Origin of the sequence: Demequina lutea, assembly GCF_013409005.1 — a bacterium.
Lineage (GTDB): Bacteria > Actinomycetota > Actinomycetes > Actinomycetales > Demequinaceae > Demequina > Demequina lutea.
On record NZ_JACBZO010000001.1, the window covers coordinates 1 to 24,241 of the forward strand.

General features: G+C 67.1%; 26 protein-coding genes. 14 read left to right on the forward strand and 12 right to left on the reverse strand.

The window, feature by feature from the left end:
* From BKA03_RS00005 to BKA03_RS00035, 7 genes are all read right to left on the reverse strand, one after another.
* Positions 1–485, reverse strand: a 485-nt coding sequence (locus BKA03_RS00005; RefSeq protein WP_373366726.1) for a type II secretion system F family protein, incomplete at its 3' end; no start/stop codon positions are given.
* Positions 482–1,714, reverse strand: a complete 1,233-nt coding sequence (locus tag BKA03_RS00010) for a TadA family conjugal transfer-associated ATPase (RefSeq protein ID WP_062075591.1) — start codon at positions 1,712–1,714, stop codon at positions 482–484. The genes BKA03_RS00005 and BKA03_RS00010, both read right to left, overlap by 4 nt.
* 147 nt (positions 1,715–1,861) lie before the next feature.
* A complete protein-coding gene (locus tag BKA03_RS00015; protein ID WP_062075592.1) occupies positions 1,862–2,527 on the reverse strand; it encodes an SDR family oxidoreductase in 666 nt (221 codons plus the stop codon).
* A 48-nt stretch (positions 2,528–2,575) separates the two neighbouring features.
* On the reverse strand, positions 2,576–3,469 hold the full coding sequence (locus tag BKA03_RS00020; RefSeq protein ID WP_062075593.1) for a ZIP family metal transporter: 894 nt from the start codon (positions 3,467–3,469) through the stop codon (positions 2,576–2,578).
* 199 nt (positions 3,470–3,668) lie between these two features.
* Positions 3,669–4,985, reverse strand: a complete 1,317-nt coding sequence (locus BKA03_RS00025; protein ID WP_062075594.1) for a maltokinase N-terminal cap-like domain-containing protein — start codon at positions 4,983–4,985, stop codon at positions 3,669–3,671.
* A complete protein-coding gene (gene treS, locus BKA03_RS00030) occupies positions 4,982–6,676 on the reverse strand; it encodes a maltose alpha-D-glucosyltransferase (protein ID WP_062075595.1) in 1,695 nt (564 codons plus the stop codon). Before treS ends, BKA03_RS00025 begins: the two co-directional genes overlap by 4 nt.
* Before the next feature lie 178 nt (positions 6,677–6,854).
* Complete coding sequence (locus BKA03_RS00035; RefSeq protein ID WP_062075596.1) at positions 6,855–7,448, reverse strand: hypothetical protein; 594 nt, start codon at positions 7,446–7,448, stop codon at positions 6,855–6,857.
* A gap of 299 nt (positions 7,449–7,747) precedes the next feature.
* On the opposite strand from BKA03_RS00035, the gene BKA03_RS00040 reads away from it, so the two are divergent.
* Positions 7,748–8,419, forward strand: coding sequence for an SOS response-associated peptidase (locus BKA03_RS00040; RefSeq protein WP_062075597.1), 672 nt, complete (start codon positions 7,748–7,750; stop codon positions 8,417–8,419).
* On the opposite strand, the gene BKA03_RS00045 is transcribed toward BKA03_RS00040, so the two are convergent.
* The 3 genes from BKA03_RS00045 to BKA03_RS00055 form a co-directional block, all read right to left on the reverse strand.
* On the reverse strand, positions 8,416–8,937 hold the full coding sequence (locus BKA03_RS00045) for a hypothetical protein (protein WP_152649598.1): 522 nt from the start codon (positions 8,935–8,937) through the stop codon (positions 8,416–8,418). The genes BKA03_RS00040 and BKA03_RS00045 overlap by 4 nt on opposite strands.
* Positions 8,938–9,132: 195 nt before the next feature.
* Positions 9,133–9,648, reverse strand: a complete 516-nt coding sequence (locus tag BKA03_RS00050) for a hypothetical protein (RefSeq protein ID WP_062075599.1) — start codon at positions 9,646–9,648, stop codon at positions 9,133–9,135.
* A 2-nt stretch (positions 9,649–9,650) separates the two neighbouring features.
* Entirely contained in the window at positions 9,651–10,544 is an 894-nt protein-coding gene (locus BKA03_RS00055; RefSeq protein ID WP_062075600.1) for a biotin--[acetyl-CoA-carboxylase] ligase, read from the reverse strand.
* Positions 10,545–10,641: 97 nt separating this feature from the next.
* Here BKA03_RS00055 and BKA03_RS00060 point away from each other — a divergent pair, with 97 nt between their 5' ends.
* The 13 genes from BKA03_RS00060 to BKA03_RS00120 all read left to right on the forward strand — a co-directional run bounded on the left by BKA03_RS00060 (position 10,642) and on the right by BKA03_RS00120 (position 21,899).
* Positions 10,642–12,171, forward strand: coding sequence for an acyl-CoA carboxylase subunit beta (locus BKA03_RS00060; RefSeq protein WP_152649604.1), 1,530 nt, complete (start codon positions 10,642–10,644; stop codon positions 12,169–12,171).
* Positions 12,168–12,410: an acyl-CoA carboxylase subunit epsilon gene (locus tag BKA03_RS00065; RefSeq protein ID WP_238579442.1), complete on the forward strand. Its 243-nt coding sequence runs from the start codon at positions 12,168–12,170 to the stop codon at positions 12,408–12,410. The genes BKA03_RS00060 and BKA03_RS00065 overlap by 4 nt, the downstream gene beginning before the upstream one ends.
* Positions 12,407–13,030: a SanA/YdcF family protein gene (locus BKA03_RS00070; protein WP_062075602.1), complete on the forward strand. Its 624-nt coding sequence runs from the start codon at positions 12,407–12,409 to the stop codon at positions 13,028–13,030. The genes BKA03_RS00065 and BKA03_RS00070 overlap by 4 nt, the downstream gene beginning before the upstream one ends.
* 91 nt (positions 13,031–13,121) lie before the next feature.
* Entirely contained in the window at positions 13,122–13,343 is a 222-nt protein-coding gene (locus tag BKA03_RS00075) for a FeoA family protein (protein ID WP_083971798.1), read from the forward strand.
* The gene (gene feoB / locus BKA03_RS00080) at positions 13,340–15,298 is read left to right on the forward strand and encodes a ferrous iron transporter B (protein WP_083971800.1); all 1,959 of its coding nucleotides are present in this window, start codon (positions 13,340–13,342) and stop codon (positions 15,296–15,298) included. The genes BKA03_RS00075 and feoB overlap by 4 nt, the downstream gene beginning before the upstream one ends.
* Complete coding sequence (locus BKA03_RS00085) at positions 15,295–15,594, forward strand: hypothetical protein (protein WP_062075603.1); 300 nt, start codon at positions 15,295–15,297, stop codon at positions 15,592–15,594. Before feoB ends, BKA03_RS00085 begins: the two co-directional genes overlap by 4 nt.
* 10 nt (positions 15,595–15,604) lie before the next feature.
* Positions 15,605–16,237, forward strand: a complete 633-nt coding sequence (locus tag BKA03_RS00090) for a Maf family protein (RefSeq protein ID WP_062075604.1) — start codon at positions 15,605–15,607, stop codon at positions 16,235–16,237.
* A 214-nt stretch (positions 16,238–16,451) separates the two neighbouring features.
* Positions 16,452–18,242: an acetyl/propionyl/methylcrotonyl-CoA carboxylase subunit alpha gene (locus BKA03_RS00095; protein WP_062075704.1), complete on the forward strand. Its 1,791-nt coding sequence runs from the start codon at positions 16,452–16,454 to the stop codon at positions 18,240–18,242.
* 129 nt (positions 18,243–18,371) lie between these two features.
* Positions 18,372–19,223: an iron uptake transporter permease EfeU gene (efeU, locus tag BKA03_RS00100; RefSeq protein WP_062075605.1), complete on the forward strand. Its 852-nt coding sequence runs from the start codon at positions 18,372–18,374 to the stop codon at positions 19,221–19,223.
* Positions 19,224–19,262: 39 nt separating this feature from the next.
* Positions 19,263–19,868, forward strand: coding sequence for a Pr6Pr family membrane protein (locus tag BKA03_RS00105; RefSeq protein WP_062075606.1), 606 nt, complete (start codon positions 19,263–19,265; stop codon positions 19,866–19,868).
* Positions 19,869–19,878: 10 nt separating this feature from the next.
* Positions 19,879–20,622, forward strand: a complete 744-nt coding sequence (locus BKA03_RS00110; RefSeq protein WP_062075607.1) for an AzlC family ABC transporter permease — start codon at positions 19,879–19,881, stop codon at positions 20,620–20,622.
* Positions 20,619–20,933 carry an AzlD domain-containing protein gene (locus tag BKA03_RS00115; RefSeq protein ID WP_062075608.1) on the forward strand — a complete coding sequence of 105 codons (315 nt, stop codon included), beginning with the start codon at positions 20,619–20,621 and terminating at the stop codon, positions 20,931–20,933. Before BKA03_RS00110 ends, BKA03_RS00115 begins: the two co-directional genes overlap by 4 nt.
* A gap of 78 nt (positions 20,934–21,011) precedes the next feature.
* Complete coding sequence (locus tag BKA03_RS00120) at positions 21,012–21,899, forward strand: cytochrome c biogenesis CcdA family protein (protein WP_439645172.1); 888 nt, start codon at positions 21,012–21,014, stop codon at positions 21,897–21,899.
* 26 nt (positions 21,900–21,925) lie between these two features.
* On the opposite strand, the gene BKA03_RS00125 is transcribed toward BKA03_RS00120, so the two are convergent.
* A complete protein-coding gene (locus BKA03_RS00125) occupies positions 21,926–22,522 on the reverse strand; it encodes a peroxiredoxin family protein (protein WP_083971804.1) in 597 nt (198 codons plus the stop codon).
* 155 nt (positions 22,523–22,677) lie between these two features.
* Positions 22,678–24,039, reverse strand: a complete 1,362-nt coding sequence (gene dnaB, locus BKA03_RS00130) for a replicative DNA helicase (protein ID WP_062075611.1) — start codon at positions 24,037–24,039, stop codon at positions 22,678–22,680.
* Between the last annotated feature and the right edge of the window lie 202 nt (positions 24,040–24,241).

Here is a 24,241-nt window from a genome sequence, read left to right on the forward strand (position 1 = left end):
CAATCGCCGAACCGTCCGGAGGCCCTGAAGTCCTCGGCGAACGCCGTAAACGGTTCGCGCAACTGCTCCGGGCCCCGCTCGCCAAGCTGGCTCAGCGCCTCTGGCAGCGACAGCCCGGCACGAATGCCGGATGCCAGGTGATCAACCGCCTCAGGCCATATGTCGCGCATTGATGCCTGTCTCTTGGTCGCGCGCGCGGCGACAAGGGCGAAGGGTCCGCGGGCCGAGATGGCGGCAAATGCGAGGCCGATGACGGGCGACCCGGACGTTCCCGTCGCGAAGAGCGCTACCAAGAGACCCACGGCGATTGAGGTCCCCACGAGCGCCCACGGTGTGACCCCTGGGGCCCCCGCACGGATGAGTTGGTCCTGGGTTCGCTCGTACCACCCGCTCTTCGACCGCCCCCCGCCATCTTGCCCAGGCCAGAATGACATCCACACCAGCAAGAGGCCCACGCCCAACGTGAGGCCGAGAACGGCGCTCATGACTGCCTCGCCAACAGGTCGGACAGCCGGTACCCAGCACGAGCAAAGCGCTCCTCCTCGGGCGGAAAGCCGTCTCCCCTGACCAACGTGTCACCCACCCTGTGGAACAGGTCGCTCACCTCGATGACCCCCTGCTCGACGCGTCCGGAGACCCCGGCGATCTCGCGCAGGCGGCGGCGCCCGCGCGCATCCACGTGGAGATGAACCACCAAGTCGATGGCGGAGGCGACTGTCGGCACCACGAAGCGGTCCGACACGTTTTCGCCGGCAAGCAGGGGCAAGGTGCACATCTTCGTGATGGCGTCGCGGGCGGAGTTCGCGTGGATGGTGCACATGCCCGGCACGCCTGCGTTGAGTGCCACGAGCATGTCGAGAGACTCGGCCTCTCGCACCTCGCCAATGATGATGCGGTTGGGTCGCATGCGCAGCGCCTCTTTGACGAGCCTGCGCAGGGGAATCTCGCCGGTGCCCTCGAGCGAAGGCTGCCTGCACTGCAGCCCGACGACGTCACGCAACGGGATCTTGAGCTCAAACACCTCCTCGCACGTGATGACCCGCTCACGCGGAGGAATGCTCCCCGACAACGCATTGAGAAATGTTGTCTTACCGGCTTGCGTACCTCCCGACACGAGCACGTTGAGGCCCGAGGCCACCGCCGCGCCCAGGAACTCGGCCGCTTGCTGTGTGAGCGACCCGAGCGCCACGAGGTCGCTCAGGTGGTTGGCGCGCGTCACGTACTTGCGGATATTGACGGACCAGTGCTCACGCGTCACGTCTGGGATGACGGCGTGGAGCCTCTCGCCACCCGGGAGCGAGGCATCCACGAAGGGGCTCGACAGGTCCAGCCTGCGTCCCGACAGTTTGAGCATGTGCTCCACGAGATCGCGCACCTGCGCGGCCGTGAGAATCGTCGAGGTGAGTTCCGCTTCGCCCCTTCTGGCGACGTAGACCTGCGCCGGGTCGTTGATCCAGATCTCCTCGATCTCGGGATCATCCAAGTAGGCCTGGAGTGGGCCCAGGCCCGCGACGTTGTCGAGCACCGACTTGGCTACTGTGAGGCGGTCGTCGTAAGGCGCCACGGCGCCCGCGAGCGCCCGCTGCTCCCACGAGGCCAGCGCGTCGTCAACCATCGTCCGCACGGCCCCCACATCGCGCACGGGATCGACACCCCTCTTGCGAATGAGCTCCCGTACCTGCGATTCAATCGCAGTGGCCGCCTCTGCACTCATGGTCAGGAGACTAGAGGGTTCTGCCAATTCGCGCCCGGTGAGTTGTGGACAACTCCCAGACAAGCCCACCGGTGCCAAGCGCGCAGGAGGCGGTTTCGGCCTCGGGGTGGCGCTACTCAGGGACCGAGCGCAGAGCGTTCCGCACACTCAGAAGCGTGCAGGGAAGCCGCCGTCAGAGTGGAGGAGTTGGCCGGAGAACCAACGCCCTGCCGGCGAAACGAGGAAGGCCACGATGCTGCCGATGTCGGTCGGAGTGCCGAGACGGCCGAGTGGGTGCTGCGCAGTGAGTCCTTCACGAAGCGCGTCATCCATCCACCCCGTGTCGACCGGACCAGGGTTGAGCGCGTTGGCTGAGATGCCCAGCGGTCCCAGCTCTCGCGCCGCCGAGATCACGATGCGGTCAAGCGCTCCCTTTGAGGCGCCATAGGGAAGGTTCCCCGTGGTGTGGTCGCTGGTGAGCGCCACTATTGCGCCGCCCGTGTCGGGCACCTGCCTGGCGAAGGCGGCGATGAGCAGAAGGCTGGCGCGTGCATTCACGGCGATGTGCGCATCGAAGCTCTCGGCGGTCGTGTTGAGAATTCCGGATTCGATGTCGTGGGCGTGGCTGAGGATCAGTGCGCCGATGGGGCCGTGGTCGCCAGCGACAGCCGAAATCAACTCGTCCGCGGCCGTCGGCGTAGACAAATCGGCGGGGTAATCCGCATCAACAAGGTCGCTCGTGATGACGGTCCACCCGTCGGCCGTCAACTGCGGCACGACGCCGGCGGCGATGCTATTCGCGCGTGCAGCGCCAGTGATGAGTGCAACAGACATGCCTTGACCCTATAGTTCCCGTCCGCGCGAGCATCTTGTGCGCTTGGTCTATGCGCCCGCTGCGGTCACGATCGCGTCGGTCGCGAAGCCGGCGATCAGTCCGATGAGCAGGCCGTAGGCAAGCAACTCGGGCTTGCGGGTCTTGGCGGCGACCCCGAGCAGCTGGATGACGACGTAGAGGATTGACCCCGCGGCGAGCGTTAGGAACACCACGCTGACCGCAGCACTGGTGAAGCCGTGCCCGATCACGGTGCCCACGAACGTCGGGCCCCCGCCGATCGCCGCGAGCGCGAGCAGGAACCGCCAACTCGGACGGACCGCCTCGCCCTCGTCGTCGGTCTCTCCAGCCAAGGGCGCGACGATGCCGAAGCCCTCGGTGGCGTTGTGCAACCCGAAGCCGATGACCAGCAAAGTAGCCAACGCGACCTCATTGCTGGCCGCGGACTGCCCGATGGCCAGGCCTTCGGCGAAGTTGTGCAAGCCGATCCCCACTGCGATCAGCAAGGCCAACCGGCGAGCCTGCGACCATGACGCGACGTTCCACCGGGTCGCCTTCAACTCACCGACGGCCATCGCGCCCGGACCCCGCCGGTCTGCACGCTCGGCTGACGCTGCAGGCGTGCCAGACAGGCGGCTCATCCACCGTTCGTAGAAGACCAGGGACAACATTCCGCCGATAAGCCCTCCGGCGAACAGACTGCCGTAGCCGAAGACAGGGCCCATCCCCCCCGAATGTGCGTGCACGTTGCTCAACGCCGAGTCGACCGGCTCCCACGCGTGAGTGAGCACATCCCACACCAGAAACAACAAGATCCCGATCGCGACCGCGTTCAGCAGCGCCCGCAAACTCGCCGCCGGGCGACGCATCCGCCCCACGGGCAAGCCCAGCAAGATCGTCCCCCCAGCGATCAACCCCAGCAGCAACGTCTTCGACAGGCCCACAACAACTCCTCTGCTGGAAAGCTAGGTAAGGCTAACCTACATAGGTCGGGGTGGGTCAATCTCGTATGGCTGGAGACGTCCATCGTGTATCTCGCGAACGACGACGATCAAGACGACCGCCCCTGACACATAGGCCCCCTGGGGGCACTCCAGAACGGGGAGCAGGGACGCGACCGTGGCGGCGCGACGAGTTAGATCGTCAGAGCAGCCGCTCCAGCGCGCGCAACGGGATTTGCACCCAGTCAGGCCGGTAGTTCGACTCGTAAACCACCTCGTAGAGGGCCTTATCGATCTCGTAGGCGCGCAGCAGGGCCGCCGACGATTCCGACACCTCGTACCCGTAGCCGTCCAGGAACGCGACCCGATTGCGCCGCACCCAGTCGTCGACGTACTCGTTGTTCTCCTCGCCCAACGCGATCGTGACGGAGTGCGCCGCGTAGTCCAAGGAGCGAAGCATGCCGGCGAGGTCGCGGTCGACGGAGTCGAGCCGCACGCGATCCCTGAGCGGCTGCGCTGGTTCGCCCTCGAAGTCGATGATCTTCCACCCCGATGTGGTGCGCAGCGTCTGGCCGAGGTGGAAGTCGCCGTGCACCCGCTGCACCGGAATAGGCACACCGGAATCGACGGCCGCATACGCCGCACGCACACGGTCCGCATAGGTCCCGACCGCGTCGTGCATCGCGACCGCCGCATCCAGGCGCTCGTTCAGGCGCCCGACGAGCGCGGCGACGTCTTCGGGGCCCCAGCTCGCGGTCGGGAGGGTCTCCCGCATCTCCTCGTGCACAAGGGCGAGCGTCTCGCCGAGGCGTTCGCTCTCCGCGGCGAAGTCGCCGCCGGCCTCCCGTGCGCGCACCGCGTCGTCCTGTAGGGCACGGACGCTCGCCCTGGCGGAGTCCCACCCGTCGGTCGCCGTCCGCTGGAACACCCCGATCATCGCGAGGTCGATGTCGCCGCTGCTGATCCATCCGAGGAGCGGCGAGATCTGCTCGGACCCCAGCAGGGTGAGCCCCGCCTGGATCTCGATGTCGGGGTTGCGCCCGGGAGCGAGCTTGCGGAAGAACTTGATCAGGGCATCGCCCACGATCACCGAAGTGTTGCTCTGCTCCGCAGACAGCAGCACACTGTCGCCCTCGGCCTCGAGACAGAAGCCCTCGAGCCGGGAGTATTCGATGTCGGCGGGAGTGTCGACTCCGTCGATGAAACCGCGCACGAGGATGCCGCGAGCCTCCGGGTCGTGCAGGGCGTCGTACACGTAGAACACCTCGCCGCCGAGAGCCGCCGCACCGATGAAACCGTACGAGAGGTCCTCACGAGGCTGCCGCCGGTAGGACAGCGGCACATTGAATAGCGACCCTGCGAGCACCAGCTCGAAGCGCACGCCCAGCCCCTCGGCCGGATCACTCAGCCACTCCAGTTCGCGCACCTCGGTGATCGCGACCTCCCCTTCGCCCTGGCCGAACCAGCGCTGCCTGGCCAGGTAGGCGCTCAGTTCCGGGCGTTCTGTCCACTCACTCATGCGACCGATCCTTCCGTCAGAGCCGGCCGGGCTATCCGGAACCAGTAAAACCCGTATCCGGCCAGGGTCAGCAGGTAAGGGAGTTCGCCAATGGCGGGAAACTCGACGCCCCCCAGCATCTCGACGAGGTGCGACCCGCTGAACTGGTGCAGGTCGAGCTCGACGGGTTGCGGGAAGCGGGAGAGGTTGTTGACGCAGATCATCACGTCGTCCCCGTCCTCGCGCAGGTACGAGAACACCGACGGGTTGGACCCGCCGAGGTCGAAGAAGGTGCCGCGGCCGAACGCGGAGTGCTGGCGACGCGCCTGAATCATGCGGCGCGTCCACTGCAGCAGCGAGGAGTTGCTCGCCTGCTGCGCCTCCACGTTGATCGCCTGGAAGCCGAAGACCGGGTCCATCACCACCGGCAGCGTCAACTTGCCCGGGGTGGCCTGCGAGAAGCCCGCGTTGCGGTCAGGGGTCCATTGCATCGGGGTGCGCACGCCGTCACGGTCGCCGAGCCAGATGTTGTCGCCCATCCCGATCTCGTCGCCGTAGTAGAGCACCGGCGAGCCCGGCAGGCTGAGCAGAAGCGCCGAGAACAACTCCATCTGATTCGTGTCGTTGTCGAGCAGGGGGGCGAGACGACGCCGGATGCCGATGTTGGCCTTCATGCGCGGGTCGGTCGCGTACTCCTTCCACATGTAGTCGCGATCCTCGTCGGTCACCATCTCGAGGGTGAGCTCATCGTGATTGCGCAGGAAGATGCCCCACTGGCAGTGCTCGGGAATCGCGGGCGTCTGGGCGAGGATCTCGCTGATGGGATAGCGCGATTCGCGCCGAACCCCCATGAAGATGCGCGGCATCACAGGGAAGTGGAAACACATATGGCACTCGTCGCCCCCGACGGCGGGATCGCCAAAGTAGTCGACGACGTCCGCCGGCCACTGATTCGCCTCGGCGAGCAGCACGCGGCCCGGGTAGTTCTCGTCCACGTATGTGCGGACCTTCTTGAGGAACTGATGCGTGCGCGCGAGGTTCTCGCCGTTGGTGCCCTCCTCCTCGTACAGGTAGGGGACCGCATCCAGTCGGAACCCGTCGACCCCTACGTCGAGCCAGAACTTCAGCGCGTCGAGCATCGCCTGGTGTACGGCGGGGTTCTCGAAGTTGAGGTCGGGCTGGTGGCTGTAGAAGCGGTGCCAGAAGTACTGCTGGCGCACCGGATCCCAGGTCCAGTTGGAGGGCTCGGTGTCGACGAAGATCACGCGGGCGTCCGCGTAGGGCTCGTCAGTGTCGTTCCAGACATAGAAGTCGCCGTACGGCCCATCCGGATCGCTGCGAGAGGACTGGAACCAAGGGTGCTGATCCGAGGTGTGGTTCATGACGACGTCAATGACCACCCGGATGCCGCGGGAATGGGCGTCATCGAGGAAGTTCTGGAAGTCGGCCATAGTGCCGATGTCGGCGGCGACGGCCGTGTAGTCCGCGACGTCGTAGCCGCCGTCCTTGAGCGGCGACGGGAAGAACGGCGGCAGCCACAGGCAGTCCACCCCGAGCCATTCGAGGTAGTCGAGCTTCTCGGTGAGGCCCCGCAGGTCGCCCACGCCGTCCCCCGACGAGTCGCGGAACGATCGGATTAGCACTTCGTAGAAGACCGCCGACTTGAACCAGTCGACATCGGTGCGATCGAGGCCCTTCCCGGCGTCATCCATGCCTCCACCGTAGGCGCTCGGCCGACCCAGGGCGAGACGTCGGCGTCGTTGCCCCTGGCCTCATGTGGCGAGGGACCGATGCGGAAGCCTCAGAAATGCCTACAGCGGCCACCTCGGGCGAAGTGGCCGCTGTAGGGAAACCCCACCGGCGGATCGGGCGGAAACGCCGGTGGAGGGACTACTTCAGTCCGAAGAGCTGAGGCAGGTCGGCTAAAGCTGGAAGGGAGCCGACAATCAAGTAGTTGGTGAGCACGATGACCGCGAGCGCGCTGAGCGACGTGGCGAACAGTTCGCGCTTGGCTGCGGCGACGTGATCGACGACCGAGCGAGTGAACACTGCGGCCGCGAGGCCGGGAAGCACGAGGGCGAGAACCGCCGCGCCAACGAGCGAGGCGGTGATGCCGCTTGTGCCGCCCACGACCACGAGAAAGATGGCCGCGGTCGACAGGGTCAGAAGGGCGCCAAAGCCGACGAACTCTATGGAGGCGCGGCGCGGCGTGGTCTTGCGCTTGCGCAGATCAGACTCGACGCGCCATCCCACGCTGTACGCGAAGGCGCCCGCACCAAAGGTGACGGTGAGTGCCGCCATGAGCAGGAGCGCGAAGGTGGCGGTCTGAGACTCATAACCCGCGTATCCGTGCATTGCGAGCTGAGTTGCTGGCGGTGCCAGGAAGGCGAAGGAAACACCGTAGATGACGACGTAACTGATCGCTGTCGCCCAGGCCCGCGTGGCGAGCGGCTGGATGACCGAAAGGGTAATGGGGACGGCCATGAGCGTTCTCCCTTCCGTGGGATCTGTTGCCTTTTCCGTGGTGCCGATGCCTCAACGATGACACCGTTCATCCCCCCGAATAGGACACCGTGCCCCGCTGAGGGCCAGAGAAGTGCTCTGTGGAACGCCTCACACGCGGGGGTCGATGTCCGTTTTTGTCCGCCCCCATTGGTGTTCGAGGGCGCGCAATCGCCTGTTAAGGACGAGTGGCGGACATCACATGACCGAAGACCCGTCAACCGGTTCGACCATGCGCGTATGGTGCGTGGCGTTTGTCACAAATCGCCCACAATGGACTCATGTGCGGCCGCTACGCTGACTTCCTCTCCGACCAGGACCTGGCGGACGCCTTTTCGTTGGCGGTCACTGCAAATGACAAGCGACTCCTGCCTCCTTCATTCAATGTCGCTCCCACCCAATTGGTTCGAGTGATTCGACCCTCGGACGAGGGGCGGACGCTCGGCGTCGCCGCGTGGGGGCTCGTTCCTTCGTGGGCAAAGGACCCGTCAATTGGCCCCCGCATGATCAATGCCCGGGTCGAGACCGTCCGCGAGAAGCCCTCGTTCCGCACGGCGTTTGCCAAGCACCGCTGCATCGTCCCCGCGAGCGGCTACTACGAATGGCGCACGACCGCCGAGGGCAAGACCCCCTTCTACATCCACCCCGCGAACGATGCGCCCTTGGCCTTCGCCGGTCTGGTGGAGGCGTGGCGCCGCACCCCCGGCGACGAGTGGCTCATCTCGTGTGCGATCGTCACCACGGCGGCATGCGGCGAGATGGCGGCGATCCACGACCGGCAGCCCGTGATGATGCGGCCCGATGCGTGGAAGACCTGGCTGGACCGCGCATCGACTCCCGACGAGCTGCTGGCCGCGGCGGCGGACGACGCTCCCGAGCTCGAGTGGCACGAGGTGGGCAAGGCCGTTGGCAACGTGCGCAACAACTCGGAAGAGCTAATCGACAGGGTCTAGCCGATGCCCCACACGGTCACCAACAGCAGCGGCACGCTCGCCACGAAGGCGAGCGCCGCGAGCGCCCACGCCACAATCGCGACCCAGCGGTGCCGCACGGCCACGGGAACCAGGGCGCGCGTCACCCATGCGGCAAGGCCCCCCGGTAGAACGAACGCAATGACCGCGGCCAACGGCTCGATGGGGGCCCACACCACCAGCGGGACCGCAACCAACACGCCCAAGCCGAGACCCACGACCAGGTGAATCAGCCCGGCGCCGAGGGGCCGCCACGTGCGAGTGAGGCGCTCGGTGAGCCTGCCCACCGTATGGACCGCGACCGGCAAGCCAACTAACAGCGATGCTCCGGTGACCATGACGATCGCCACGAGCAGCGACAACGGCATCCATTCGTCTCTGGATTCGGGCCCGCTCACGAGTATCGCCACGAGACCGCCGACCGGGCTCAAGATCGCGAAGGCCACCTCGGCAATGCCAAGCGCCACCCACGCGCGCTTGGTCTCCTCGCTCGCGCTCACGTTGCCACCGCAGTCTGACCCAAGCGGATGTCGTCCCCATTCATGGATTCCCCCAAAGATCCACAGCGCATCGTGCCCCGCCGCACCGCGAAGGCGCCCTGCGGCGCCGGTCACCACACATTAGCGCGCGGGTTGCGCTGCCACGAGGTTGACGCCGACCAACTCGGAACAACCGATCGACAGGATCCAGGCGGTCTAGAGGTTCCCGGCCACCAGGCTGGCAACAAACACAAGGGTCAAGCCCCAGAGGACGGCCGCAAGCGCCCACGAGGTGATCCTGATCCACCTGTGGCGCATGGCGAGCGGCATGAGCAAGTTTGTCCCGAGCGCCACGAGACCAACGGGGACGACAAACGCGATGACGGCCACGGCCGGTTCCATCGGGGACACGTGGATCATCATCGCCGCCACCACCGCGCCCATGCCTAGGCCCATCACGAGGTGAGCGGAGGACGCGCGAAGAGATGACCTCCCCGCCACCCACTTGGCCGTCAGCCTGCCCACGGTGTGCACGCCGATCGGTATTCCCACGAGGACGGCGAAGACGCCCACCACGAGCAGCATCGCGAACAACGCGAGAGCCGCCCAGCCGTCGCGCGTGTCCGTGGCGGGAAGTGCCATCGCAAGCCAAGCGCACGCCGTGTACGTGACCGCGAAGAGCACCTCAGCGAGCCCAAGAGCGATCCACGTGCGCCAGGCCGGCTCGCTCATGCTCACGTTGCCCCGCGCAACCGCACGTCGCCTGCCGTGACCGCGACCGCCTCTCCCGCGGCTGTACGCACGGTGAGCGAGCCATCGGCGCCGATGCCCTCGGCTACACCGGTGAGGGGCGAGGCGCCCGTACGCTCCACCAGCACCTGGCGACCAAGAGTGCACGTCACGGAGGCCAGCTCCGCCACGAACGCATCGGGGTCCGCCTCGGCGCTGTTGATCTCGGCGGCCAGTTGCCGCGACAACGCGTCGAGCAGGAGCGCCCTGTCGAGCAGCCTGACCCCCACCATGGCCATCGAGGTCGCGTGGGGCACCGGAAGCTCCGCTCGCGTCTGCGAGACGTTGACGCCGATGCCCGCCACCACGGCGTCCTCGTAGACCTCGCACAGGATGCCTGCGATCTTGCGCATCGAGCCCCATCCCGCAATGTCGCCTTTGACACCGCCCTCGGTCTCGTCAGCGCAGTTCACCACCACATCGTTCGGCCACTTGAGGCTCGCTTCGATGCCCACGGAACGCATCGTCTTCACTGCGGCGAGACCCACGACGAGCGGAACGAGCCCCCACCGTTCTCGCGGCAGGCGCGGCCGCAACACATAGCTGACGGTCAGCGCGGCACCCTCGGGTGTGAGCCACTCGCGGCCCGCACGTCCCCTCCCCGCAGTTTGGTGATCCGCAACAAGCGCGCTCATGTGGGGCCACGCATCGGGCTCCACGGCCAGGGCCTCGAGAAGCTCCGAGTTGGTCGACGGCGACGCCTTGGTGACCACCAGCAGCGGGAGCGCAGCATGCTCGCCCGTCAGCGACGCGAGTGAGTCCGCGGTCAGCGCGGCCCTGGACGCGGCGACCGAGTGAAGAGGGGCGCCGGCGCCGGCGTCGGCATTAAAGGTGTCCACCCGGCTAGGCTATCTGCGAGTTGATCAAGGGAGCACTGTGTCCGACACCGCCACCCCCAAGTCCACCGCGGCCGCGCTCGACGCGCTGCGCGAGCGGATGCATGCAGCAGTCGACGTCTCCGAGGCCGCCGCACAAGAGAGGCAGCACGCGCGAGGCAAGAAGAGCGCGCGCGAGCGGGTCGGGCTGCTGCTCGACGAGGGCTCATTCGTCGAGTTCGATGCCCTCACGCGCCACCGCTCCACCAACTTTGGGCTCGACAAGAATCGCCCCCACGGCGATGGCGTCGTGACCGGCTACGGCACCGTCGACGAACGCCAAGTGGCCGTCTACTCTCAGGACTTCACGGTCTTTGGCGGCTCGCTCGGCGAGATTCACGGACACAAGATCACCAAGGTGCAGGACTTCGCGTTGCGCACCGGCGTGCCCCTCATCGGCATTTCCGACGGCGGCGGCGCGCGCATTCAGGAGGGCGTCGCCGCACTCACGCAGTTCGCCGAGATCTTCCGTCGCAACGTGGCGGCATCGGGCGTCATCCCCCAAATCTCGATCATCCTCGGCCCCAGCGCGGGCGGCGCGGTCTACTCACCCGCCCTGACCGACTTCATCGTCATGGCCGACGGCACGTCGCAAATGTTCATCACCGGCCCCGACGTCATCAAGTCCGTCACCGGCGAGGAGGTGACGTTCGAGGAACTTGGCGGCGGCCAGACCCACAACGTGAAGTCGGGCGTGGCGCACTACTTGGCCGAGGACGAGGACGACGCGATCGACTACGTGAAGCACCTGCTCACGTTCCTGCCATCCAACAACCTGTCCGATGCCCCCGCGTGGGACGTCGACGTGGACCTGGAGCCAAACGAGGGCGACCTCGCGCTCGACACGCTGGTTCCCGACAGCGACAACCAGCCCTACGACATGAAGCGGGTCATCGAGGCGGTCCTCGACGACGGCGACTTCCTCGAGGTGCAGCCGCTCTTCGCTACCAACATCGTGGTGGGATTCGGCCACGTCGAGGGCCACTCGGTGGGCGTCGTCGCCAACCAGCCACTCTCGATGGCCGGCGCCTTGGACATCAGCGCCGCCGAAAAGGCCGCTCGCTTTGTCCGCACCTGCGACGCGTTCAACGTGCCGGTGTTGACGTTTGTCGACGTGCCAGGCTTCCTGCCCGGCGTGGACCAGGAGCACCAGGGCATCATTCGCCGCGGTGCCAAGCTCATCTACGCGTACGCAGAGGCGACCGTGCCGCTCATCACCGTCATCACGCGCAAGGCCTACGGCGGCGCGTACATCGTCATGGCGTCCAAACAGTTGGGCGCCGACATCAACCTGGCTTGGCCCACCGCGCAGATCGCGGTCATGGGTGCGGGTGGCGCCGTCAACATCCTGCAGCGACGCGCCCTCGCGGCCGTCACCGAGGCCGGCGGCGATGCGGTGGCCGAGCGCGCTCGCCTCACGGCCGAATACGAGGACGCGATCGTGAACCCGTACGACGCGGCCGACAAGGGCTACGTCGACGCGGTGATCGAACCGAGCGAGACTCGCGCGCAGATCGTGCGCGGGCTGCGCGCGCTACGCACCAAGCGCGCCGCGCTACCCCCCAAGAAGCACGGAAACATCCCGCTGTGAGCGATCAGGAAGAACTGGTCGCCGCCGCCGCTTCCATGCGGGTGGTGCGCGGCACACTGGACGATGACGAGCTGGCGGCCCTCGTGGCCGGAGTGGTCGCGATGGCGGGAGCCCGAGAAGAAGAGGACGAGCCAGGCTCGCCGACGTCCGCGTGGATGGACCGCGCCCGCACGATGCGCGGCGTCAGTGTGGGCGTGCTCGGCCACGGCTCGGTCGCGTGGCGACACTCGCTCCGATGATGCGGCTGCACCCGAAGTACAGGTGGGTAGCGGCGGCGATCGTCCTGGTGCCCACATTTGTCGCCACCCCGTGGGCGATCGTGCGGATCAGCACCTCTTCGTCGGTGCGTCCCGCCGACGCGACGTTCACGCACGCCGATGCCGCCGTGGTGCTTGGCGCCCGCGTCTATGCGGACGGGCGGCCGTCTCGCTTTCTTCGCGAGCGCATCGAGGTGGGCGTGAAGCTCTACCTGGATGGCACGGTGGACAGGATCATCATGAGTGGTGACGGCAATGACAGTTCCGGCTTTGGGGAGCCGACCGTCATGCGGAAGGTCGCCGAGAGCATGGGCGTGCCCGCCGACGCCATCGTGGAGGACCCCCACGGCGTCGACACCTACTCGTCGTGCATCAACGCGCGCGACACCTTTGGCGCCACGAGCGTCATCATGGTGAGCCAGGCGTTCCACGTGCCACGTGCCGTGTGGATTTGCGACAACATTGGCCTCGACGCTCAAGGCGCCTACCCGCCCCAGTGGCTCACCAAGTCGACCGTCGTCGGCCACGCGCGCGAGGTCCCGGCCGACGCCAAGGCGATGATCGACGTGTGGAGCGGGCGCGTTCCCAACGCGGCTTCCTGACCGTTCCGCGTCCAGGGACACCGTCCGCCTCGCCGCCCCTCCCGGGACCTTGGTAATTAGGCAAGCCTTGCCTTACGTATATCCTTGACGCATGTTGCTGAGCGCGCTCCGTCCAGGTGTCGCCGCACACGTGCGCGCCGTCAGCACGGAGTCGAGCGCCGTCTTGAGGTTGCGTGAGATGGGTCTGCGACCGGGGGCGCTGGTGCGCATGGCTGGACGCGGCGCTGGGGGCTCACGCATCATCACCATTGGCGCCGCACGCATCGCGATCGACGGCGCGACGGCCGCCCTCATCGACGTGGAAGCCGCATGAGCGCGCAGGGAGACTGCCACTCCGGTCCCACCCGCGGCGCCAGAGCCACGGCCGCCGCCGGCACCCTGACCACCGCCACCCTTGCTACCGTGCCCCGCACCGCGAGCGTCCTGCTGGTCGGCAACCCCAACGTCGGCAAGTCGACCCTGTTCAACGCGCTCACGCGCGCTCGGCAACGCGTCGTCAACGCCCCTGGTACCACGGTGGATCTCACCCAGGGCGTGTGGTCAACGGAACGCGACGACCTCACCCTGGTGGACCTTCCCGGCACCTATAGCCTCATCGCCCGCTCGCCCGACGAACAGGTAGCGGCCGATGCCGTGCGTGACACCTCGCACGACCTCGCCGTGGTGGTCCTCGACGCGACGGCGCTCAGCCGGTCGCTCTACCTGCTGGGTCAGGTGGCGCGCGCGGGCAGGCCCGTCGTCACCGCCCTGACGATGTTCGACCTGGCGCAGGCGCGCGAGGTCGCGCCGGACGCGGGGGCGCTGTCGCAGGCGCTCGGCGTTCCGGTGATCGAGGTCAACGGCCGCACGGGCAAGGGGCTGCAGGAACTCGCCTCCGCGGTCACCGAGGCCCTCGAGAACCCGAGCCACATCAAGGGTGTCGCCCCGCACGTTGCCGCCGACGATCTGCCCGACAACCTCACCGAGGCCCAACAACTCTTCGATTGGGTCGAGACGATCACGGACGCGGCCGCCACCTCGGCGGACCCCCGGACCACGGTGAGCGACCGTCTCGATCGCGTGCTCCTCAACCCGTGGGTGGGACCCGCGGCGTTCCTCGCCGTGGTGTGGGGGGTGTTCCAGCTCACGACCGTGGTGGCGTCGCCGCTCATAGACGCCGTCGCCCGCACCTTCAGTGGCCCCGTCGCCGGTTGGGTGACGTCGGCGCTCGGAGCCGTCAACTCGCCGTCCTGGTTCGAGTCATTCATCGTCGGCGGCGTGCTTGCCGGCGTAGGCACCGTCTTGTCGTTCGTGCCGCTCATGGCGATCATGTTTGCCGCGGTCTCAGCCCTCGAGTCGACCGGCTACCTGGCCCGCGTCGCCGTCGTCGCCGACAAGGCGATGCGCGCACTCGGGCTCGACGGTCGCGCGATGCTCCCCCTCATCGTCGGCTTCGGATGCAACGTGCCCGCACTGTCGGCCACCGCCGTGTTGCCCCACGCGCGTCAGCGGCTGCTCACCGGACTGCTCGTTCCGCTCACCTCATGCACCGCGCGGCTCGCGGTGTACCTGCTGTTGGCACACACGTTCTTCCCTGGCTCGGCGGGCACCGTCGTCTTTGGCATGTACGTCGCGTCCGTCGCGCTCGTCATCGGCGGGGGCCTCATCGCGCGCCACACCGTCATGCGCGACCTCAAGCCGGAGCCGCTCATCATCGCGCTCCCCGACTACCAGCTGCCCCACCTCAAGACCCTGGGCATGGGCGTCTGGACCCGCATCGCGTCGTTCATCCGCAAGGCCGGTTCCGTCATCGTCGTGGCCGTGATGGTGCTGTGGGCGTTGCAGGCCATTCCCGTGCGGGGTGGTCACGAGATCGCCTCCGTCCCCGTCAACGATTCTGTCTACGGCGCCGTCGCTCAGGGAGTCGCTCCCGCCTTGGCGCCGATGGGCCTTAACGACTGGCGAATCTCCGCCTCGCTCGTCGCCGGCATCGCCGCCAAGGAGGTCACCATCGCCTCCCTCGCCCAGTCCTACGCCTTGGACTCCGCGAAGGACGCGAGCCTGGGTCAACAGTTGCGCGCCACCGTCGAGCGCACGTCCGGAGGCGCCGCGGGTGCGGCGGCACTCGCCCTCATGGTCTTCGTCTTGGCGTACTTGCCGTGCATGGCGACCCTCGCGGAACAGCGCCGCCTCTACGGCTTGCGCTGGACCGCCGCCGCCGCCAGCGCCCAGTTGGTGAGCGCCTACGGACTCGCGATCCTCGTCTTCCAGGTGGGGAGGCTGCTGTGAGTGGCATCTTCGATTCCGTCATGACCCAGTTGGCCGCGGGCGCCAGCCCCCGCTCGGCGGCACGCACCCTGGGCATTTCGCTCGACCTCGCTGAGGCCGTCGCCGAGGAGGCCACCCGCATGGGGCTCGTGGTGAGCGGCGGCTCGGCCTGCGGCACGTGCGTGCCCGCATCATCTCCCGCTTGCGCCGGCTGCCCCTTCACCGACGGCAGGGCCGCCGGGGCTACATCTCGAAGCGGTCCCACGCCCGTCACGCTCACACCCCTCACATTCACAACGCGCCCTCGCTCTCGCTAGGCTCCATCGGGTGATCACCTTCACCCTCGCCTCCGCGTCCCCTGCTCGCCTCGCCACCTTGCGCTCCGCGGGCTTCGACCCGATCGTCGTGGTGAGCGGAGTCGACGAGGACGCCGTTCTTGACGAGGCCCGCGCCGCGTCGGGCGGCACCCTCACCCATGCCGATGCCATCCTGATCCTCGCCAAAGCCAAGGCGGAGGACGTCGCGAGCAGGGCATCGGCCGGGCTGGTACTCGGTTGCGACTCGATGCTGGAACTCGACGGCGAGATCATGGGCAAGCCTCGAGATGCCGTCACCGCCACCGCTCGGTGGCGCGCGATGCGCGGCCGCTCCGGGGCGCTTCACACGGGCCACTGGCTCGTCGACTGCCGCGAGGGTCACCCCGGCGCGACGGGAGGCGTCGCGTCCACCGCCGTTCACTTTGCCGATCTCAGCGACGCCGAGATCGCCGCATACGTCGCGACGGGCGAACCGCTCAACGTCGCTGGCGCGTTCACGGTCGACGGCATCGGCGGGTCGTTTGTCGAGAGCATCGAGGGCGATCACCACAACGTCGTCGGAGTGAGCCTTCCGTTATTCAGGCGGCTACTCGGGGAACGCGGAGTGAGCGTCACCGAGTTGTGGAGAGCGAACGGCGCGTGACGTGGCGTGCCCGGTGGTACGCCAACCCATGGGCGACCCGGGACCGCCGTTTGTGGCGGCTCCACAACCTTCACCCCCGTAGGTCCCTGAGAGCCCTCAGTTTTTGTAGGTTCCCTACAATTCGGGTCCCGCATGCTGTGCTCCCCTCCAAAACCACGGCCAGGGGGGTTCGAACACGGTGGATGCCACCGCACTGCGGGGTAGGTTGAGCAACGTGCCTGCGTTCTCTTCGGTTTTGATAGCCAATCGTGGCGAGATCGCCGTCCGCGTGATCCGTGCTTGCCGCGACGCCTCGCTGAGGTCGATCGCGGTGTATGCGGACCCCGACAGGGACGCGCCCCACGTCGCTCTCGCCGACGAGGCATACGCGCTGGGCGGTTCAATCGCCCGCGACACCTACCTGGATATCTCCAAGATCATCGACATCGCGGTGCGCAGCCACGCCGAGGCGATCCACCCCGGCTATGGCTTCCTGTCGGAGAACGCCGAGTTCGCCCAAGCCGTCATCGATGCCGGCCTCATCTGGATCGGCCCTCCTCCCCACGCGATCAGGTCGCTTGGCGACAAGGTGAGTGCTCGCCACATTGCCTTCGCCGCCGGCGCCCCCTTGGTGCCGGGCACCGCAGACCCGGTCGCGAACGCCTCCGAGGTGCTGGCCTTCGCCGAGGAGCACGGCCTCCCCGTGGCCATCAAGGCCGCCTTTGGCGGCGGCGGGCGTGGGCTCAAGGTCGCGCGCTACCTGGAGGACATCCCCGAACTGTTTGACTCCGCCACGCGCGAGGCCATCGCGGCCTTCGGCCGCGGCGAGTGCTTCGTTGAGCGGTTCCTCGACAAGCCCAGGCACGTCGAGACGCAGTGCCTCGCCGACACCCACGGCAACGTCGTCGTCGTCTCGACGCGCGACTGCTCGCTCCAGCGTCGTCACCAGAAGCTGGTCGAGGAGGCGCCTGCGCCGTTCCTGACCGACGACCAGAACGCACGCCTGGTCGAGTCGAGCAAGGCGATCCTGGGCGAGGCGGGCTACATCGGCGCGGGAACGTGCGAGTTCCTGGTCGGCACGGACGGCACCATCAGCTTCCTTGAGGTCAACACTCGCCTGCAGGTTGAACACCCCGTCACCGAAGAGGTGACCGGAGTGGACCTGGTGCGCGAGCAGTTCCGCATCGCGGCCGGCGAGGCGATCTCCGAGCTCAACCCCCAGGTGCGCGGGCACGCCTTCGAGTTCCGCATCAATGGCGAAGACCCGGTCAACGGATTCATGCCCGCACCCGGACGCGTCTCGACGTTCATCGTTCCGGGAGGCCCCGGCGTGCGCGTCGACGCCGGGGTGCGCCAAGGCGACACGGTCTCTGGCAACTTCGACTCGATGGTGGCCAAGCTGATCGTCTGGGGTGCCACCCGGACCGAGGCTCTCGAACGCTCCAGGCGGGCGCTCGAAGAGATGAGAATCGAGGGCATCCCCACGGTGCTCCCGTTCCACAGGGCCGTTGTCGACTCCCCCGAATTTGCGGCGGCCGACGGTGTTCTCGGCGTGTATACGACCTGGATCGAGACCGGTTTTGAGTCCCGGGTCAAGGCGCTCGGGGCGTCGCTCTCCCACGGCGCTCACGCCGATGACGAGTACGGCGCGACCGAACGCGTCGTGGTCGAGGTGGGCGGCAAGAGGCTCGAGGTCGTGCTCCCCGCGGCTCTCGCCCAGGCAGGCAGGGCACGCGCCCGCGCGGGCGGCCCAGCCAGGCGCACTGCGCGCAAGGGACCCGCCACTCGCGCATCTTCGGGCGTCACTCTTGCCTCGCCGATGCAGGGGACGATCGTCAAGGTGGCCGTCGCCGAGGGCGCAGTGGTGGCCGAGGGCGACCTCATCGTGGTGCTCGAGGCCATGAAGATGGAGCAACCGCTCACCGCCCACAGGGCCGGCACGGTCTCCAAACTCACCGCGGCATTGGGATCCTCCGTGACCGCAGGGGCCGCCATTTGCGAGATCCTCGACGAGCTCGCGGAGTAGCGTTAGCCCGCTCACTCGAATTACGCAACACCGATGTTGCGAATATTTGACACCGGGCGTCGCCCTCCCCTAGCCTGACCAAGTAAGGGTTGCCTTACTTAGCCGGTCACATTCAGTCAGGGAGAGTCCATGCTTGCCAACTACCTCATCGGTCTGCGAGAGGGCCTTGAGGCGTCGCTCGTCATCGGCATCCTCATCGCGTACATCGTGCGCACGGGCAGGCGCGACCTGCTCGGTGCCGTGTGGATCGGCATTGGCATCGCCACCGGGGTCTCTCTCGCTGCGGGAGCCGCGCTGACGCTCGGGCCGCGCGAGCTCAGCTTCACCGCCAAAGAGACCCTCGGCGGGGTGCTCAGCATCGCCGCCGTTGGCCTCATCACCTGGATGATCTTCTGGATGGGCAAGACCGCACGCTTCCTGAAGCGGCACCTCGAAGACGGGCTCGAGAAGGCCATCGCGCTCGGCAAGGGCGCGATCATCGCCATGGCCCTCCTTGCGGTCGGCCGCGAGGGCCTGGAGACGGCACTATTCCTGTGGGCAGGAATCCAGGCCGCGGGATCGACATCGGCACCCATCACCGGAGCGGTGCTCGGCCTCGCGACGGCCATCGCCCTCGGCTACCTGATCTATCGCGGCGCGGTGCGCATCAACCTGCGCATGTTCTTCCAGTGGACGGGGCTGTTCCTCATCGTGGTCGCCGCGGGCGTCCTCGCCTACGCGATCCACGATCTGCAGGAGGCGGGCGTCCTTCCGGGCTCAGAGACCCTTGCCTTTGACGTCACCGCCGCGATCCCGCCGGGGTCCTTCGCAGGGACGCTGCTGAAGGGCATCTTCAACTTCTCTCCAGAGAGCACGATCCTCCAAGTGATCACCTGGGTGTTGTACCTAGTACCTACCTTGTGGCTGTTTTCGAGGATGGCGTTCGCTCGCACTCCCCAGCGAGCCCCCTCGCCGGAACTCGCCACCACCACGGCCATCTAGCCGCCGCGACCTCCGCCGCACCGCCCTTAGGATCGCCCTATGACCACCGCGATTCGTACCTGGCGTGTGCTCGGCGCGGCCCTGATCATCGCCGCCCTCGTCGCGAACGTCGTCAGGCACCTCCACCTGGGCGACTTCGCGTTCTTTGACACGCTCGGCTACTTCTCGCAACAGAGCAACATCCTCGCCGCGATCCTGCTGCTTGTTGTGGTCGGGTACACCGGCAGGCCCCGCCCCCTGTGGCTCGAATACGCCCGCGCGAGCGTCACGATGTACCTCGTCATCGTCACCGTCGTGTTCTGGACCCTCCTGGGCGGCTTCGAGCCCGGCGACCCGTACCGGTGGTCGACGCTGACGATGCACGGCATCTCGTGCGTGATCTTGCTCGCCGACTGGCTACTCGAGGGCCCCCGGAAGATGCACCCCATCAGGCGCGCCTGGGTGGTCTTGCCATATGCCGTGGTGTGGATCGCGGTCGCCATCGTCCGGGGCGCGACCGACGGGTGGATTCCGTACCCCTTCATGGATCCCAAGGACGGGTACGCGCCGGTAGTGATCGTCGTGGGGGGCATCGTCGTCGTCGGTTTGGCGATTGGGGCGGTCCTGTTCCGCCTGACGCGCTGGCGCGTCGTCACCGCCCTCTAACATCGTGAGCATGACCTCCCGCGCCGCCTTCGCCGATGGCGTGCGCGACGTCGCGGGGCTCGTTCCCGGCGTCACGGTGTTCGGGCTCTCGTTCGGCGCACTCGTGCGGGCGCGGGGCATCGACCCGATCGCCGGCGCCGCGAGCTCGCTCATCGTGGGCGCGGGAGCGGGCCAGACCGCGGCCGTCGAGGTCTTCGCGGTCGGGGGTGCGGTCGCCATCGCCGTGCTGTCCGCGCTGATCGTCAATGCGCGCTTCGCGCTGTACTCCGCCGCGCTTGCACCCATGTTTGGCCGGTTCACGCCCGCCTGGCGCTGGGGGCTCGCGTACTTCGTCGCCGACCAGACGGTCGGCCTGTACGTGCGCGGCCAGGAGCGTTGGAAGACGCCCGCGCTGCAGCAGTACTACATGCTCGGGGTCACGCTGCCAATGCGGACCGGGTGGGCGGGCGGAACCGTCGCGGGGATCCTGCTCGGGCCGGTGGTGCCGGGCGCGTGGCAGGTGGGGTTCATCGTCCCGCTAATGTTCATCGCGCTCGCCATTCCCGGGATCCGCGGCCTTCCCGAACTCGTCGCAGCGGTCACGGGAGTCGTTGCGGTCGCCTCGCTCAAGGACCTGCCGCTCGGGCTCAACATCGTCACGGCCGCGCTGCTCGGGATGACGGCCGGCTTGCTCGTACACAGGCGCACGTCGGATGATCGCCCGTCGCGGCGCAGCGCGACCGAGCCCACGGCGGATACGGCGGACTCGGCATGAGAATCTGGATCGTGGTCGTCCTCGCGGGGATCGGCACCTACCTCATTCGCGCCTCCGGCATCTTGATCTTCCAAAACGAGGACCGCATTCCGCCGCTGGTCCGTCGCGCCCTGCGGATGATCGGCCCGGCGACCATGGGGGCGATCGTCGGCAACGCCCTGTTCCTCGACCAGGGCGCATGGCGACCGTTCGGCGCCTGGCACATCGCGGCCTTGGTCGCGGTTGCTGCCGCCGTGTGGAAGCGCAACCTCGCCCTGACGATGCTCGCGGGCGCCGCCGCGTTCGCCGTGCTGCTGCTCACCGTCTACTAGCCTGGCGGGTCGCAAAGCGGCCAGCACAATGTGCGGAACCTATCTGTGCGATTGTGGAAGTAGTCGTACTCTTTACTGATCGACGCCACAGCCGCCGCCTTCGCACTCCTCTTGGGTGCGGTGGCGGCATTCAACCCATGCGGATTTGCGCTGCTGCCCGCCTACATCGCCGTGATCGTCACCGGCACGGCCGACGGCGACACCACCCGGCTCATGGCCCTCCGCAGGGCCATCGTGTTTGGACTCGCCATGACGGCCGGATTCGTGGCCGTGTTCGCGGCCTTCGGGCTCGTCTTCGTGGGAATCAACTCAGCGCTGCAGGGGTACGTCCTTCCGTACATGCCGTACGTCACGATGGCTCTGGGCGTGGTCCTCGTGGCGCTGGGAATCACCATGGTCCTCGGTCACGAGGCGCGGGTTCCTGGCCTCAGGATGACGCCCGCCGCTCTCACAGGACGCGCCCCCGGGCGGGCCGCATGGTCACAAGTCTTGTACGGGGTGTCCTTCGCCTTCGCCTCTCTGTCGTGCACCATCGGCCCATTCTTCGCGGTCGTCACTCAGGCTCTTGACGCGCGGAATGTGATCGGCACCGTGAGCCCTTTCGTCATCTACGGCGCCGGCATGGGAACGTCCGTGGTGCTCGTGTCCATTGCGGCCGCGTTTGCGGGGACCGCCGTCGGCCGGGCCCTACGAATGCGCACGGGGCTGATCATGCGCATCGGCGGCACCCTCATGACGGTGTCGGGACTGTATGTGGTGCTCTACGGCCTCGCCGAGGTGCTCCAACTACATGGAATCAGCGCTCTTGAGTCGGTGCTGTTCACCACGTCTGGCTGGCAGGGTGACATTACCAATGCCATTCGCGGCTGGGGAACGACCGTGCTGGTAATCCTCCTTGCCGCCACGGTGGCCTTCGGGTCGTGGGTATTCGTGGCATCGAGCAGGCAGATTCGGGCCAAGCATTAGCTGCCGGCGCGCTGGCTGTGAACCTGCTACGCCTGGCCGAGCCATGCCACCTTGTCGATGATGTCGTACTTGCCGTAGCCGCCCTCGTAGGTCAGCGACATTCCATCGTGTTTGATGAGCACCATCGTGGGCTGCCCGACGACGCCGAAGTCCTTCCAGATGTGGCCATCTTGGTCATAGATGCTGGGGAACCCGTCGATGCCGGGGTGGTCCGCGATGAAGGTCTTCGACTCGGCGACGCTCGACTCGCCCGCCACGCCAAGCACGGTCACACCGGGTGGGAAGCTGGGCATCGCATTCACCATCGCGCCCGCCTCCGCGTTGCAGACGGGGCACCATGACGCCCAGAACCACATCACCACGTCCTTTCCGATCAGCGTCGTTCCGTCGACAGGCTTTCCGGTCACGAGGTCCGTCGCCATGAACTTGAAGATGTCTGGTGCGCTTGGGTCCGCCCATTTCTGCTCGGCGCCTGCTGCGGCGGACGCCATGGCGGCCCCCTGACCGGAACCGGCTGCGGCCGCGTTCGACATCGTGACGGTGTCCGGCGCAGCGGCAGAGCAGGCCGCGAGGGTCAGGGCGGTGGCAATGGCCATGGCGAAGATGGGGATAATTCTCTTCATGACGACCTCCGAGGTCAGCCTAAGGACTCTCGCCTCACAGCGCTAGATGCCACAGGGTGTGAAGAGTGCAGTGCGGAGCGTGCCGCTCACGTGAATTCGGAGCCGTCCCCGCAGCGGATGGCTGTGTGGACCGCCGATAAATCGCCGGACTCGCCTTACAGATCCGCCGCCATGTCGGCGAAGTGCGCGTAGTCCTTCTTGAAGGCGACCGCGATCGTGTCGGTGGGTCCCGAGCGGTGCTTGGCGATGATGAAGTCCGCCTCGCCCGGTCGGTTGTCGCGGTCGTAGGCGTCGTCGCGGTGAAGCAGGATCACGATGTCGGCGTCCTGCTCGATCGCGCCGGACTCACGCATGTCGGAGAGCATGGGGCGCTTCTCGGTGCGCTGCTCTGCTCCGCGGTTCAGCTGCGAGATCGCGATGACGGGCACCTGGATCTCCTTGGCGAGCAGTTTGAGCGCGCGGGAGAACTCGGAAACCTCTTGCTGGCGGGACTCGACCTTGCGGCCGGAGCTCATCAGCTGGAGGTAGTCCACGATGACCAGGCTGAGATCGTGCTGCTGCTTGAGGCGCCTGCACTTGGCGCGGATCTCCATGAGCGACATGTTGGGGCTGTCGTCGATGAACAGTGGCGCCTTCGCGATGCGGGCGGCGGTGGAGGCGAGCCTCTCCCAGTCGTTGGGGCCCATCGGGCCCTTGGTGAGCTTGGAGAGCTTCACGCCCGCCTCTGCGGCGAGCATGCGCTTGGTGATCTCCTCTCGGCTCATTTCGAGCGAGAAGATGACCGAGGCCTTGCCGTGGGCGATGGAGGCGGAGCGCGCGATGTCGAGGCCGAGCGTCGACTTGCCGATGGCGGGGCGCGCTGCGAGGACGATCATCTGGCCGGCCTGGAAGCCACCGGTGAGCTCGTCGAGCTGCCGGAACCCGGTGGGGATGCCGAGCATCTGACCGTCGCGGCTCGACGCCGCGTCGATCTCTTCGAGCGTGCGCTCCATGACGTCGCCGATGGGCAGGAAGTCCTCGGAGTTGCGCCGTTCGGTGACCGCGAAGATCTCGGATTGCGCGCTGTCAACGACCTCGTCTACCTCGGTGCCGTCGGCGTCGTAGCCCATGTTGGCAATGCGGGTGCCCGCCTCGACCAACTTGCGCAAAATCGACTGCTCGCGCACCAAGCGGGCGTAGTAGCCGGCCGATGCCGCGGAGGGCACGATCGAGATGAGCGTGTGGAGGTACTCGGCCCCGCCGATGCGGGCGAGGTTGCCCGCGCGCTGCAACTCGGAGCCAACGGTCAGCGCGTCGACAGGATCGCCCGAGTTGTAGAGCTTGGTCGCGGTGTCGAACACCATCTCGTGAGCGGGCCTATAGAAGTCGTTGGCCCTGACCACCTCGATGACATCGGCCATCGCGTCCTTGGAGAGCATCATCGCGCCGAGGACCGACTGCTCCGCCTCGACATTCTGGGGCGGCGTGCGGTCCAGGGTGCGCGGCGAGTACGCAACCTCGAGCTCATCAATTGACACGCCCGCTACCCCTCTTTCGCATTGTTGCCGGGACCCGCACCCCCATACCGCGAGTCTCCCACCCGGCTCTGACAGGCAACTCTAGGGAGCGCCGGAGTTGCCCACAAACGCTGGACGGTGGACGGTCAGTGGACGGTCTGTGTACACACACGGCGGGGGGTGGGGACAGGAGGGCACAAACCTGTGGAGAGCCATGCCGATC